A 13,190-nucleotide genomic window follows, 5' to 3' on the forward strand; every position below is an offset into this window, starting at 1 on the left:
GCGCAAAGGCGAAGTGCGTGTGAATAAAAAACGGATTAAGCCCGATTACCGCCTAAAAGAAGGTGATGAGGTGCGAATTCCTCCGGTGCGGGTTGCTGAGAAGAATGATTTGCCAAACCCAAAGCTGGAGAAGATAGCTCAGCTCGAAAATTGTATCGTGTTCGAAGATGATTGCATGCTGGTGGTGAACAAACCTGCCGGGATGGCGGTACATGGTGGCTCTGGATTGCAGTATGGCCTTATTGAGGGGCTGCGTGCCCTGCGGCCGAACGCTAAGTTTTTGGAGTTAGTACATCGTTTAGATCGGGATACTTCAGGTTTACTAATGGTGGCTAAGAAACGTTCTGCGTTGCGGTCTTTGCATGAACAATTGCGTGAAAAAGACATGGATAAAACCTACGTAGCGCTAGTTTATGGCAGTTGGCAGGGCAAAATTAAAAAGGTTGATGCGCCATTATTGAAAAACACTTTGCAATCGGGTGAACGCGTAGTGCGAGTGGATGAAGCAGGAAAGCCTTCATTAACCCGTTTTAAAGTTCGCGAGCGTTATCCGCAAAGCGATATTAATGCAACATTAATAGAGTGCTCTCCAGTAACAGGGCGAACACACCAAATTCGTGTGCATACTCAATGCGTGGGCCATCCGATTGCCCATGATGACAAGTACGGTATGCGTGGTTTTGATGAGCAATTGCGTAAAATAGGCTTGAACCGTTTATTCTTGCACGCTGAACGTTTAAATATTCGCCATCCTAAAACCGGGGAAGCGGTTGTTTTTAGTGCGCCCCTTGATGCTGAGTTAGCTGCGGTATTAAACGCATTAAGAGGAAAGTAGGGATGGTAATGAGCAGTAACTTAAGGTTCCCACTGGTTGTGTTTGATTGGGATGGTACGTTAATGGATTCAGTGCCTCGGATTGTATCCTGCATGCAAAAAATGGCGCAGCAAGCGAGTTTACCTGTGCCGGCAGAATCAGCCGTGCGCGATATCATTGGTTTAAGCCTCTGGGTTGCGCTTGAGCGTTTGTTTGATTGCCATGAAGAAAGCGAACAACAGCAGCTAATTGCTATCTATCGAGAACTGTACGTGCACACCGATCCTACTCCTTCACCATTGTTCAATGGCGTTGTTGATGTATTAACCGAACTTACTGAGCAGGGAGTTCAACTCGGAGTAGCAACCGGAAAAGCGCGGCAAGGCTTAGAGCGAGCATGGCAGCAAACGAATACGGGGCACTTTTTCAGCGTTTCGCGCTGTGCTGATGAAGCTCAATCGAAACCGCATCCACAAATGTTGCAACAAATTTTAACGCACACGGGCTACACTGCCGAACAAACAGTGATGATTGGCGATTCACGTTATGATTTACAAATGGCTAAAAACGCAGGTATGCCTTCGATAGGCGTAACCTGGGGTGTGCATGATCACGGTGAGCTTGATGCGGAGCAGCCTATAGCGATCATGCAAGCTATTGAAGAACTGCCTTACATATTGCGGCAGGCAAAAATAACTCCCGCATAACGCACATATCCTAAATCACTTAAACGCCTAAACCACTGAAATTAAGGTATTTCAACACCAAAGCGCTCGAGTAGTTCAACTAAACGAATGAGAGGCAAGCCAATTAGGCTATTGGGGTCATCACCTTTCATGCGGCGAAATAGCGTAATCCCCAACCCTTCGCTTTTAAAACTACCGGCGCAATTCAGTGGTTGCTCTTTCTGTATATAGCGGCGAATTTGCGCTTCATTTAAATCACGAAAATACACCGTGTAGGGCTCAGTTAACGCATGTAACTCATCGGTGGCTGAATTTAACAAAGCTAACCCAGTATAAAAGGTAACAGCCCGACCACTGCAATGCTGTAACTGTTTCACCGCAGCTTCCACTGTTCCTGGCTTACCAAAAATCTGCCCGGTACAAACTGCTACTTGATCGGAACCAATAATAAAATGCTCGGGAAACTGAGTTTGCAATGCCCGGGCTTTGGCAACCGCTAAGCGTTGCACTAGCTGAATAGGTGTTTCATCTTCATGCGCAGTTTCATCAATATTGGGGGAAGCCGCAGTAAAAGGTATTTGTATGCGTTGCAGTAGCTCTTGGCGATATACGGAACTAGATGCGAGTACTAGGGGCAGCTGCTCGCGTGCCGCTAACCGCGCTTTTTTCTCATAATCAAATAATCCAACATGTTCAGTAGTGTGCACCGGAAACCTCTGTGGTAGAATACGCCTTTGGGTTATTTTGCCATGCTTTGTACTATGAAATGTAACTTTCTTGCTACATTTTCGTAGAAACAGAGGCTTAGGGGCGAAATTTCTTTGACTATCCACTTACCAACCATTATCATTCGCGCGCTATGCAAAAGGTTCTAATACCGCTTTCGGTTGACCCGGTACGAAATTCAGGCAAACGGCTCTCTTTTGATGGTTACATACCGTCAAAACATTTGTCACGTTTAAATGAAGTACTGGCATCACCATGTTCAGATGTAGAGGCCACGCTCTCATTTGCAACAGATGAGCAAAAGATTCATTATTTTCGTGGTTATGCGAAAGCTAAAGTTGAGCTAATTTGTCAACGCTGTGGTGAACCCATGGCTCACGAATTAGCCGTAGAGTTTCAGTATGCACCGATAACGAAACGGCAAACTGTCGAAGATTTACCGGAGCATTACGAAGCAGCTGAATTGAATGAACTAGGGGAAGTTCTGCTCCATCCTTTAGTTGAAGATGAGCTGTTACTCGCATTGCCTATTGTGGCAAAGCATACTGAGCAGGACTGTGCTATTAAAAGTGATACAATGAGTTATGGTGATATTCCTGCGGAAGCAGAGAAACGCAACCCGTTCGCTGTATTACAGAAGCTTAAGAAATAACCGATTTAGGAGACCAGTCAAATGGCTGTACAAAAAAACCGTAAAACTCGTTCAGCACGCGGCATGCGTCGTTCACATGATGCACTAACTGGTGTTGAGCTGTCTGTAGATCAAACAAGTGGCGAAACTCATCGTCGTCACCACGTAACTGCAGATGGTTATTACAAAGGTAAGAAAGTTATCGCTTAAGGCGTATGGCAAAAAATACTGTTGTAATTGATGCGATGGGTGGTGACCGCGGTCCCGCCATCGTTGTTGCAGCGCTCATACGAGCGCTGCAATCATTTCCAGAAACAGATTTTATTGTTACTGGCGATGAACCTCGTTTAAAAAGCTTGCTTGCTCGTGAGAGTAAGGGGCACTCTGTTGATCTATCCCGCGTTCGTATTCACCACACTAGCCAAATCGTGCAAATGAGCGATAAACCTGGCGAATGTATCCGTAAAAAAGCTGATTCTTCGATGCGTGCTGCAATTGATCTGGTTGCTGATGGCACTGCTCAAGCTTGTGTTAGCGCTGGCAATACCGGTGCGCTCATGGCGATGGCGTATATGTACTTAAAAACCTTGCCTGGAGTGCTTCGCCCAGCATTAGTAGCGCCAATCCCAAATGAAACAGGTAAGCAAGGCTTTCTATTGGATTTGGGGGCGAACCCTGTATGTGATGCCGGAACGCTATTTCAGTTTGGTGTGATGGGATCGGTACTGGCGCGTGAATTAAGCGGTATAGAGCGCCCGAAAGTTGCTCTGCTGAATATGGGTACAGAAGAAATCAAGGGCCCGGATGTGGTGAAGCAGGCTGGTTTATTGTTATCACAATCGGAATCTGTGAACTACACCGGCTTTATTGAAGGTTCCGATTTATTCAGCAGTGCAGCTGATGTAGTGGTTTGTGATGGCTTTACCGGCAATATCGCACTGAAAAGTTGCGAAGGCATGGCCAAGCTAGTGTATGAGCACTTTCAACGCAGTATGAAATCACATTGGTTGAGCCGCAGCTTGGCTTGGATACTCTATAGACGGCAACGAAAATCCTGGGCGTGGCTCAACCCCGACCAGTATAACGGCGCAAGTTTGATAGGATTGCGCGGTGTGGTGGTAAAAAGCCACGGGAATGCATCAGCGAACGCGTTTTATAGCGCCATTAGCAATGCAATTGCGGAGGCTGAGTTAAATTTACCAGCGCGCATTCACAATAAAGTAGAGCAGGTGCTGCAAGAACAACATTAATATCGCCTCACGATGTGCTGGCGGTACCGCAGCACATCTGGCATTGGCTCTGGCGCTCATTTTAACGCGCAACCATGTCGGCAGTAACGAGGAGTGAATATTAAGTGCACGCAACTGAAACCGCATCAATGCATAGCCCTGCAGCAGAAACTACGCAAAAGCGCTATGCAAAATTGGCTGGAACCGGCCATTACCTTCCTTCACAACGTTTAACTAACGCTGATTTAGAGCAACGCGTAGATACCAGCGATGCGTGGATTCGAGAGCGCACTGGTATTCTTGAGCGCCGTATTGCTGGCAATAACGAATCAGTGGTAACCATGGGCACTGAGGCAGCAAAGCAGGCCTTAACCGCGGCAGGGTTGCAGGCGCAAGATTTAGATCTCATTGTAATGGCAACCACCTCTGCTGATCGCGCATTTCCAAGTGCTGCGTGCGAAGTACAGTTTGCCCTTGGTGTTACTGAGATTCCTGCATTTGATGTGGCTGCCGCCTGCTCGGGTTTTATCTTTGCCTTATCAGTTGCTGAAAAATACATTATCAGCGGCGCGGCGAAAAATGTGTTAGTGATTGGCAGTGATACGTTATCGCGCTTATGTAACCCGGATGATCGGAATACCGTGATTTTATTTGGCGATGGCGCCGGCGCTGCAGTATTATCAGCAAGCTCTGAACCTGGAGTGTTATCTACCCATATCTTTAGTGCCGGTGAGTTTGGTGCATTATTGGGAGCCGATCATCCAAATCGTGACGAGCAGGCGTTTCAGCAAGAAGCGTGGCTGTATATGAAGGGCCGCGAAGTATTTAAGGTTGCAGTAGCGAAACTAGCTGAGCTGGTAGAGCAAACCTTGGCAAAGAATAACTTAACCGCAGCGGATTTAGATTGGTTAGTGCCACACCAGGCGAACTATCGAATTATTCAGGCTACTGCGAAAAAACTTAAAATGCCGATGGAGCAAGTGGTAATGACGCTGGCTGAAACCGGCAATACCTCTGCGGCATCAGTTCCGATTGCGCTTGATGTAGCAATTCGTGATGGCCGCATTAAACCCGGGCAAACGTTGCTATTAGAAGCGTTTGGGGGCGGTTTTGCGTGGGGTTCTGCACTAATAAAATATTAAGCGATAGATGCGTATCGCATGCTGAAAATGAGGGATTTTATGAAGCAAAAAGTAGCGTATGTTTTTCCAGGGCAAGGCTCGCAAACTGTGGGTATGCTTGCTGATTTAGCAGCTCAATATCCGCAAGTGAAAGCAACCTTTGCCGAAGCATCTGAAGTGTTGGGCTATGATTTGTGGAACGTAGTGCAAAATGATACCGATGGTAAGCTGAATCAAACGGAAGTAACCCAGCCTGCATTACTAGCGGCTAGTGTGGCGGTTTATCGCTGTATCAGTAATGATATTCAACCTACGGTAATGGCAGGCCATAGCTTAGGTGAATATTCGGCGTTGGTATGTGCCGGTGCATTGAGCTTTACCGATGCGATTGCATTAGTAGAGCTACGTGGCAAGGCCATGCAAGAGGCCGTTCCTGCGGGGATTGGATCTATGGCGGCAGTAATCGGGTTAGATGATGATAAAGTTGCAGCAGCATGCGCAGAAGTGGCAAACGGCGATATCGTAGCGCCGGTAAATTATAACTCGCCTGGGCAAGTAGTAATTGCTGGTGAAAAAACAGCTGTAGATCGTGCGGCGGAAGCCTGCAAAGCCGCAGGTGCAAAACGGGTATTACCGCTATCGGTTAGCGTGCCTTCTCATTGTGCACTTATGGCCCCAGCTGCTGATGATTTAGCAGCTGCGTTAGATGGTATAGAGGTGCGGTTACCTCGTATTCCTGTAATTCATAACGTAAACGTAGCGGAAGCGAAATCACCCGAAGAACTGCGCGAAGCATTGGTTGCGCAACTGTATTCACCAGTGCGCTGGACTGAAACAGTACAAGAAATTAGTAAACGCGGTGCCACGCATATTTATGAAGTAGGGCCAGGCAAAGTGTTAACCGGCCTGGCTAAGCGCATTAACCGTGATGTTACAGCGGTGGCAGTAGGGGATAGTGAAGCAGTTGCAGCATTAAACGCAACTGTATAGAACATTGAGTGCTAAAAAAGCACAGGTTAGGTATACAACACTCAGGTTTATAACCATAAGGAGAGCTATATGGAAGGCTCATTAAACGGCCAAGTTGCTTTGGTTACCGGTGCCACTCGTGGTATTGGTAAAGCAATTGCAGAAAATTTAGTAGCTGCGGGCGCCACAGTAATTGGCACTGCAACGAGTGAAAATGGCGCCAACGCAATTAGCGCTTATTTAACAAATAATGGTGTAGGTAAGGTATTAAATGTTACCGAAGACGGCGCCATTGATGCATTGTTAAGTGAAATCACGAAAGAGTTTGGCAAAATCGATATCCTTGTGAATAACGCTGGCATTACCCGTGATAACTTATTGATGCGCATGAAAGATGATGAATGGGATGCGGTGATACAAACCAACTTAACCGCGGTATTCAAAATCTGTAAAGCAGTGATGCGCGGCATGATGAAGAATCGCCATGGCCGCATTATTAATATCGGTTCGGTAGTTGGTACCACGGGCAACCCGGGGCAAGCGAACTACTGCGCGGCAAAAGCAGGCTTAATTGGCTTTACCAAAGCACTAGCAAAAGAAATTGCCTCACGTGGTGTAACAGTGAACGCAGTGGCGCCAGGCTTTATTGATACCGACATGACCAAATCGTTAACAGATGAGCAACGTGAACGAATTTTTGATACGATTCCTGCTGGTCGTTTAGGTAGCCCTGCAGAAATTGCTGCGGCAGTGGGTTTTCTGGCATCATCGGGCGCGGCATACATTACCGGTGAAACCATTCATGTTAATGGTGGCATGAGTATGGTTTAATAGCGGCATTGGCGCGCAACGAGGTAAGACCTCAACCAATTCGTTAAATTTTTACTTTAAGTGTGTGGCCGGAAGGCTTACACTACACGCAAATTTATTAAAGACACCTTTATTTGAGGGTTAAACATGAGCACTATCGAAGAACGCGTTAAAAAAATTGTAATTGAGCAGCTAGGTGTTAAAGAAGAAGAAGTTAAACCAGAAGCTTCTTTTGAAAACGATTTAGGTGCTGATTCACTGGATACAGTTGAATTGGTAATGGCTCTTGAAGAAGAGTTTGAAACTGAAATTCCTGACGAAGAAGCTGAAAAGATTCGTACCGTTCAGGCAGCTATCGATTACATCAATAAGCACTCTGCTTAATTGATATATCGGTTCTAGCGAAAAAGGCGAAATGTGCAAACATTTCGCCTTTTTTGTATTAGTGTTTTCGCGCACTTTGTATTTTCCTGTATAGTTTGTAGTTCATATTACTCTCGCCTAGTGCCAGCAAAGAACGAACGGTTGATGGTACGATATAGAGGCCTTGGTAGGAGCGTTATACTCTTTGACACAGCAACCCCACACAGTGCTCATTAATGGTAAAGCAAACGGCTGCATAGCCGCTACGGATCGCGCGTTTCAGTTTGGCGATGGCTGTTTTACTACGATCGCGGTAGTAAAAGGGCAGTTGCAACTATGGCCGTTGCACTGGCAACGTTTGCGCGAAACCTGCAAACGTTTAGCCATAGTATTGCCTAATGAATGGCAAGCCCTGTTGCAACAAGAAGCTGAATATCTTGTTCGCGAAGCACGTGCTGATGCAGCCGTAATTAAAATCATCATTAGCCGCGGTAGTGGTGGCCGAGGCTATGCTGTTGGTAATGGTTTAAGCGCCATTCGCGTGGTAACACTTAGCGAAGTGCCTGCGCATTATCAACAGTGGCGAGATGATGGCATTGAACTCGCTTGGGCAAACCTCGCGTTAGCTCAACAACCTGCTTTAGCTGGATTAAAAACGTTAAATCGATTAGAGCAAGTTCTGCTGAAACAAGAACTACTGCAACGTGATGCGGATGATCTCTTGGTATGTGATAGCCGTGGTTTGGTATGCGAAACAATTATTGCTAACATATTCTGGCGGCGCGCTGGAGAATGGTTTACGCCGCAGCTTTCTCATGCGGGTATTGCCGGAGTAGTTCGGCAACAGATTCTACAGCACAATGAACATGTGCATATTGTAGATGCCACACCGCAACAGTTTTTAAAAGCCGAACAAGTGTTTGTATGCAACGCTTTGCTCGGCCTCGTGCCAGTACGAAAGATTGCTGCAAGTAATGGCTTTCAGGAACGAGAATTCAAAGAAACACCGTACCCGCTGCAGTTAAACACAACGCTAGAATAATAAGAAGTGATTATGCTGAAACGCTTATTAATAACCTTTGTTGTTTGCATGAGTTTGCTACTAATAGGCTTAGTAGCGGGGTATTTTACGCTGCAACATTGGTACCAACAGGGAAGTGCGGTGCAGTTGGAGATTAGCCATCAAGAACCGGCGTTACTTACCGTACCAAGGGGCTCCAACCCGCGCAGAATTGCCCGCCAACTTGAGCAAGAAGGCTATATTACTCCTGCCCGCCTAAATGAGATTGCATTTCGCTTGTTCAATAAAGAAATCCGAGTTCAAGCGGGTGTGTATGCAATTCATGATGGCGATTCAGCAGCGCAAATTTGGCAGCGCATTGCACTTGGCCAACAACACTTGTTCTCGATTACCTTTGTTGAAGGTAGTGAGTTTAAGCAATGGCAGCAACAAATCGTTACGCATCCATATTTACACAGTGAAAATGCAGATCTCACTGGTGAACAACTTGCGGAACTGTTAACCAATGGTGAGTATCGGCATATTGAAGGGCTGTTGTTTCCTGATACCTACCGTTTTTACGCAGGCACCAACGCCATGGATATCTATCGGCAAGCACATCGAAGTATGAACGCTGTTGTTGCTGAACTTTGGCCTTTGCGTGATCGTGATGTGCCGGTTGCTTCGCCTTATGAAGCATTAATTTTGGCGTCGATCATTGAAAAAGAAACCGGCGCGGCGCATGAACGTGAATTGGTAGCCTCAGTATTTGTAAACCGGTTAAAAACAGGCATGCGGTTACAATCAGACCCTACCATTATTTATGGTTTAGGCGAAAATTATCGTGGTGTGATTTATCGCTCTGATATCCAACAGCATACCGAGTATAATACGTATAGAATTAATGGCTTACCACCAACACCGATCGCGATGCCGGGCCGAGCAGCTATAGCGGCAACACTACAGCCAGCAAGTAGTGATTATTTTTATTTTGTGAGCCGTAATGATGGCACCCATGTTTTTTCGCGCACTTTAACGGAACATAATCGCGCTGTGCAGCGTTATCAGAGGAATTAATGAGCGGCAAATTTATCGTTATTGAAGGCCTTGAAGGGGCAGGTAAAAGCACCGCAGTTGCTACGATCGCCAATTGGCTAGAGCAACAAGGGATAGCTTATATATCAGTTCGAGAACCCGGTGGAACGCCATTTGCGGAATCATTGCGCGATCTGATTAAAGCAGATTGGCAAGAAACCATTACAGCCGAAGCAGAGCTGCTGCTGATGTATGCAGCGCGGGTGCAACTGGTTGAGAACGTGATTAAACCGGCGTTAGCAAAAGGAACCTGGGTAATTGGCGATCGCCATGATTTGTCGTCGCGAGCGTACCAAGGCGGTGGCCGAGAGCTTGGTGACAGCACCTTGCAGCAGCTAAAACAGATTACGCTAAAAGACTTTCGCCCGGATTTAACCCTGGTTCTCGATATCGCCCCAGAAGTTGGCTTGCGGCGCGCAGCCGCGCGGGGCGAGTTGGATCGAATTGAGCGCAATGCACTTGAGTTTTTCACTCGTACTCGTGAGCGCTATTTGCAGATAGCTGCAAGTGAAGTGGATATTGAAGTTATCGATGCGCAACAGCTTATTGAACAAGTACAACAAGATATCGTGGCGAAACTGGAGCAAAAATGGCGAATATAGGCTTTCCTTGGTTACGGCCGCTATGGCAACAAGTGCTTAGCGCAGCAGCAGGGCAACGGCTGCCGCACGCGATAGGGCTGCAGTATAGCCAAGATTTAGGTATTGATAGCTTTCTGAACCAATTGGCCGCGTACTTACTGTGTAACAGTGTAAGTAACCAAGCCAGTATTGGTGCTTCGCCACTAAAGAAAGCCTGTGGTACATGCAAGAGTTGCTTATTATGGCAAGCTGGTACGCACCCTGATTACTTGCGTATTGAACCAGAACAAGGCAAACAAATAGGCGTTGATTTAGTGCGGGAAATTGCTCATAAAGTGCAGCAAACCGCTAGCCAAGGTGGCAACAAAGTGGTGCAAATTATTGCCGCCGATAGAATGACCCCACAAGCTGCCAATGCACTACTAAAAACACTTGAAGAGCCGCCAGAGAATACTTATTTTCAGATAGCGGCAGTTCGTTATACGCAACTATTACCTACAATTCGTAGCCGCTTATTGAGCTACCCCGTGCCACAGCCAAACATTGCTGAAATAAGCGAATGGCTAAAACAGCATGCTGGAATTGATGTTGCCGACACACTTTTGCTAGAACGCGCGCAAAGTGCGCCATTACAGGTATTGGCAGAGCTTCAAGCTAACGAGCAAAGTGTACAGCTGTTGGCGCGCGTGTGCCGAGGCGAATTTACAGTGCCGAAAGAATTAGAAAGTGTGCAACAGCAATTAAAAATAGTGCTGAAGGAATTACAGTTAGCCCATCGTGAAACCTTACAGGGCACGATTCCAGTAGTGTTAAGCGCCAACGTGCGTAATCTTGCGGCGTTAACAACAATTAGCAAAGCATTAGAGAATGCCTATCGTAGCGGCATCCAAATTTTACGAACCGTACAAAACGCTGGCGTAAATCCACAAATTCTTATTGCAGCCTGGAGCGCGGATGTGGTGCGCTCACTGAATGTTGCAGCGGTTAAGAAGGGGTAATTATGTTTGTAGATTCTCATTGTCATTTGGATAAATTAAAAGCCACTGAACAGCATGGTATCGCGCAGGTATTACAAGATGCGCGCAACGCTAAAGTTGAGCATATGCTGTGCATTGGTGTTGCGCTCGATGATTTTGCGCAAATGCAGAATATTGTTGGTACCCATGCTGATGTAAGCTATTCATGCGGAGTACATCCATTATATGTGGCGAAGCATGGTTTCGCTGAAGCGGAGCTCGCCCAGCTTTGTGCCCGTGATGATGTGGTGGCGGTTGGCGAAACAGGCTTGGATTACTATTACGATAAAGACCACATTCCCGAACAGCAAGAAAGCTTTGCGCGGCATATTGAAATCGCCAACCAAGTTCACAAACCTTTGATTATTCATACACGTGATGCGCGCCAAGATACCATTGCTATGTTGCGCGAAGGGCGGGCCGAACGTTGCCGAGGGGTAATGCATTGCTTTACAGAAAGCATGGAGATGGCCGAGCAGGCCTTGGATCTCGGCTTTTATATCTCGATTTCTGGAATTGTAACCTTTGCCAGTGCCGAAGAGCTTCGCGATGTAGTGCGCAACGTACCGTTAGAACGTTTGCTTATTGAAACCGATGCGCCATGGCTTGCGCCAGTTCCGCACCGGGGCAAAGAGAACCAGCCAGCATATGTAAGCCACGTTGCAGAATGTGTGGCGAAGTTGAAAGATGTAAGCGTAGCAGAAGTAGCCGCGGTTACTCGTGAGAACTTCTACCAGCTATTTCGTGGTGCCAATAGAGCGAGCTAATGGCAATCGTCAGCTAGCGTTTCACCTTAGCCGAACGGCCAAAGAAAAGCTCGGAACCAAGGGGGATGTTCCGAGCTGAGGGGAAGGGCTCAAATGAGCCATGCGCTTACTCCTTACTTCAGCACTGGCTTAGAAAATGGTGCAGCATGTGTACACATTTATCTGAGTGCGAAGCAAGCAGCCCAACTAAACAATTGAGGTAATGTTAAGTTTAGTTAATGTAGATTACTTTGCCACTTTTTCTACTGCTTAAAATTTACTAATAAATCATTCATTTAACTAAATGCCTCGAGCAGCTCAAAAAAACACAAGCTTAGGATTCCCTCAGGTTTACTCAGTAATTTCGGTAGGTAAGGTAAGTTCACCACGGAGGTTTTCGGCGAGCATCTTTTTAACATCCCCTACATCATCGTATTCGCTTAACAGCACGTGTAATTTCGTTAGCGCTGCTTCTACGGTCATGTCTTGGCCGCTAATCACGCCAATATCGGCGAGCGCGTTACCCGTAGCATACCCTTGCATATTCACTGTACCTTTAAAGCACTGAGTACAATTCAAAACAATAATATCAGCGGCAATCGCCCGCTTCAGCGAGGCAAGCAATTCCCCACCTTGTGGCGCGTTGCCAACGCCATAGCTCAGCAAAATTAATGCTTTCACAGGATGCTTTACTAAATTATCAATAATTTCAGCGCGCATTCCCGGGTACAGGGTAACCACTCCAATTTCCTGTGCTGTAACCTTGGCTACAGCTAAATCAGTTTGTTGCACCGGTGCTATTTTGCCGGCAACCAGCTCGATATCTATTCCCGCTTCAAGCAACGGAGCAAAGTTGGGCGATGCAAACGCATCAAACCCATCAGCATCTGCTTTAGTAGAACGGTTTCCCCGAAACAAGCGGTTATTAAAAAACAGGCTAACTTCATGAATGGGGTAGTGTGCGGCAATGTACAACGCATTCAGTAAGTTGGTTTGGCCATCGGATCGTAGGGCCGCCAAAGGAATTTGCGAGCCCGTAACGATTACCGGCTTGCTTAAGTTTTTGAACATAAAGGATAGCGCTGAGGCTGTGTATGCCATGGTATCGGTACCATGCAGAATTACAAACCCATCGTAGTGCTGGTAATTATGGCGGATATCTTCGGCGATACGTTGCCAATCGCTTGGCGTCATATCAGAAGAATCCATTAATGGTGAGTATTCACGAAGGGTGAATTCGGGCATTTCTGGACGATAAAACTCGGGCATTGCCCGAATGCTAGCAGATAAAAAATCAGGCGCAGGAATATACCCATGCGCCGATTTCATCATTCCGATCGTACCGCCTGTATACGCAATATAAATGCGTTTTCTACGCTCCGACATGATTAAGCCTTTCTCGT

At 46.6% G+C, this 13,190-nt stretch carries 16 protein-coding genes; 14 read left to right on the top strand and 2 right to left on the bottom strand.

Annotation, left to right across the window (positions count from 1 at the left end; all coding sequences use genetic code 11):
* Positions 1–835 (top strand): 23S rRNA pseudouridine(955/2504/2580) synthase RluC (gene rluC / locus ACNA7P_RS08820; RefSeq protein WP_416258259.1); only part of this gene is annotated, 835 nt, incomplete at its 5' end.
* Positions 836–843: 8 nt separating this feature from the next.
* The gene (locus ACNA7P_RS08825) at positions 844–1,521 is read left to right on the top strand and encodes an HAD family hydrolase (RefSeq protein WP_416258260.1); all 678 of its coding nucleotides are present in this window, start codon (positions 844–846) and stop codon (positions 1,519–1,521) included.
* A 41-nt stretch (positions 1,522–1,562) separates the two neighbouring features.
* Here the strand turns inward: ACNA7P_RS08825 and ACNA7P_RS08830 are convergent, their stop codons facing one another.
* Positions 1,563–2,138 carry a Maf family protein gene (locus ACNA7P_RS08830; protein WP_416258287.1) on the bottom strand — a complete coding sequence of 192 codons (576 nt, stop codon included), beginning with the start codon at positions 2,136–2,138 and terminating at the stop codon, positions 1,563–1,565.
* A gap of 221 nt (positions 2,139–2,359) precedes the next feature.
* Here ACNA7P_RS08830 and yceD point away from each other — a divergent pair, with 221 nt between their 5' ends.
* The 12 genes from yceD to ACNA7P_RS08890 all read left to right on the top strand — a co-directional run bounded on the left by yceD (position 2,360) and on the right by ACNA7P_RS08890 (position 11,808).
* Entirely contained in the window at positions 2,360–2,878 is a 519-nt protein-coding gene (gene yceD / locus ACNA7P_RS08835; protein WP_416258261.1) for a 23S rRNA accumulation protein YceD, read from the top strand.
* A 21-nt stretch (positions 2,879–2,899) separates the two neighbouring features.
* The gene (gene rpmF / locus ACNA7P_RS08840) at positions 2,900–3,067 is read left to right on the top strand and encodes a 50S ribosomal protein L32 (RefSeq protein ID WP_416258262.1); all 168 of its coding nucleotides are present in this window, start codon (positions 2,900–2,902) and stop codon (positions 3,065–3,067) included.
* A 5-nt stretch (positions 3,068–3,072) separates the two neighbouring features.
* A complete protein-coding gene (gene plsX / locus ACNA7P_RS08845; protein WP_416258263.1) occupies positions 3,073–4,107 on the top strand; it encodes a phosphate acyltransferase PlsX in 1,035 nt (344 codons plus the stop codon).
* A gap of 128 nt (positions 4,108–4,235) precedes the next feature.
* Positions 4,236–5,228, top strand: a complete 993-nt coding sequence (locus ACNA7P_RS08850) for a beta-ketoacyl-ACP synthase III (protein ID WP_416258288.1) — start codon at positions 4,236–4,238, stop codon at positions 5,226–5,228.
* Positions 5,229–5,267: 39 nt separating this feature from the next.
* A complete protein-coding gene (gene fabD, locus ACNA7P_RS08855; protein WP_416258264.1) occupies positions 5,268–6,197 on the top strand; it encodes an ACP S-malonyltransferase in 930 nt (309 codons plus the stop codon).
* Positions 6,198–6,266: 69 nt separating this feature from the next.
* Positions 6,267–7,007 carry a 3-oxoacyl-ACP reductase FabG gene (gene fabG / locus ACNA7P_RS08860; RefSeq protein ID WP_416258265.1) on the top strand — a complete coding sequence of 247 codons (741 nt, stop codon included), beginning with the start codon at positions 6,267–6,269 and terminating at the stop codon, positions 7,005–7,007.
* A gap of 126 nt (positions 7,008–7,133) precedes the next feature.
* Entirely contained in the window at positions 7,134–7,370 is a 237-nt protein-coding gene (gene acpP / locus ACNA7P_RS08865; protein WP_007419889.1) for an acyl carrier protein, read from the top strand.
* Between the two features lie 184 nt (positions 7,371–7,554).
* Positions 7,555–8,391, top strand: a complete 837-nt coding sequence (gene pabC / locus ACNA7P_RS08870; RefSeq protein ID WP_416258266.1) for an aminodeoxychorismate lyase — start codon at positions 7,555–7,557, stop codon at positions 8,389–8,391.
* A 12-nt stretch (positions 8,392–8,403) separates the two neighbouring features.
* Positions 8,404–9,426 carry an endolytic transglycosylase MltG gene (mltG, locus tag ACNA7P_RS08875; protein ID WP_416258267.1) on the top strand — a complete coding sequence of 341 codons (1,023 nt, stop codon included), beginning with the start codon at positions 8,404–8,406 and terminating at the stop codon, positions 9,424–9,426.
* Positions 9,426–10,046 (top strand): dTMP kinase, encoded by a 621-nt coding sequence (tmk, locus tag ACNA7P_RS08880; protein WP_416258268.1) that lies wholly within the window; start codon positions 9,426–9,428, stop codon positions 10,044–10,046. Before mltG ends, tmk begins: the two co-directional genes overlap by 1 nt.
* Positions 10,034–11,023 carry a hypothetical protein gene (locus ACNA7P_RS08885; RefSeq protein ID WP_416258269.1) on the top strand — a complete coding sequence of 330 codons (990 nt, stop codon included), beginning with the start codon at positions 10,034–10,036 and terminating at the stop codon, positions 11,021–11,023. The genes tmk and ACNA7P_RS08885 overlap by 13 nt, the downstream gene beginning before the upstream one ends.
* Positions 11,024–11,025: 2 nt before the next feature.
* Positions 11,026–11,808 (top strand): TatD family hydrolase, encoded by a 783-nt coding sequence (locus ACNA7P_RS08890; protein ID WP_416258270.1) that lies wholly within the window; start codon positions 11,026–11,028, stop codon positions 11,806–11,808.
* Positions 11,809–12,138: 330 nt separating this feature from the next.
* On the opposite strand, the gene ansA is transcribed toward ACNA7P_RS08890, so the two are convergent.
* Positions 12,139–13,173, bottom strand: a complete 1,035-nt coding sequence (gene ansA / locus ACNA7P_RS08895; RefSeq protein WP_416258271.1) for an asparaginase — start codon at positions 13,171–13,173, stop codon at positions 12,139–12,141.
* Positions 13,174–13,190 lie beyond the last annotated feature (17 nt).

Origin of the sequence: Aliidiomarina sp. (genome assembly GCF_047920995.1) — a bacterium.
Taxonomy (GTDB): Bacteria; Pseudomonadota; Gammaproteobacteria; order Enterobacterales; family Alteromonadaceae; genus Aliidiomarina.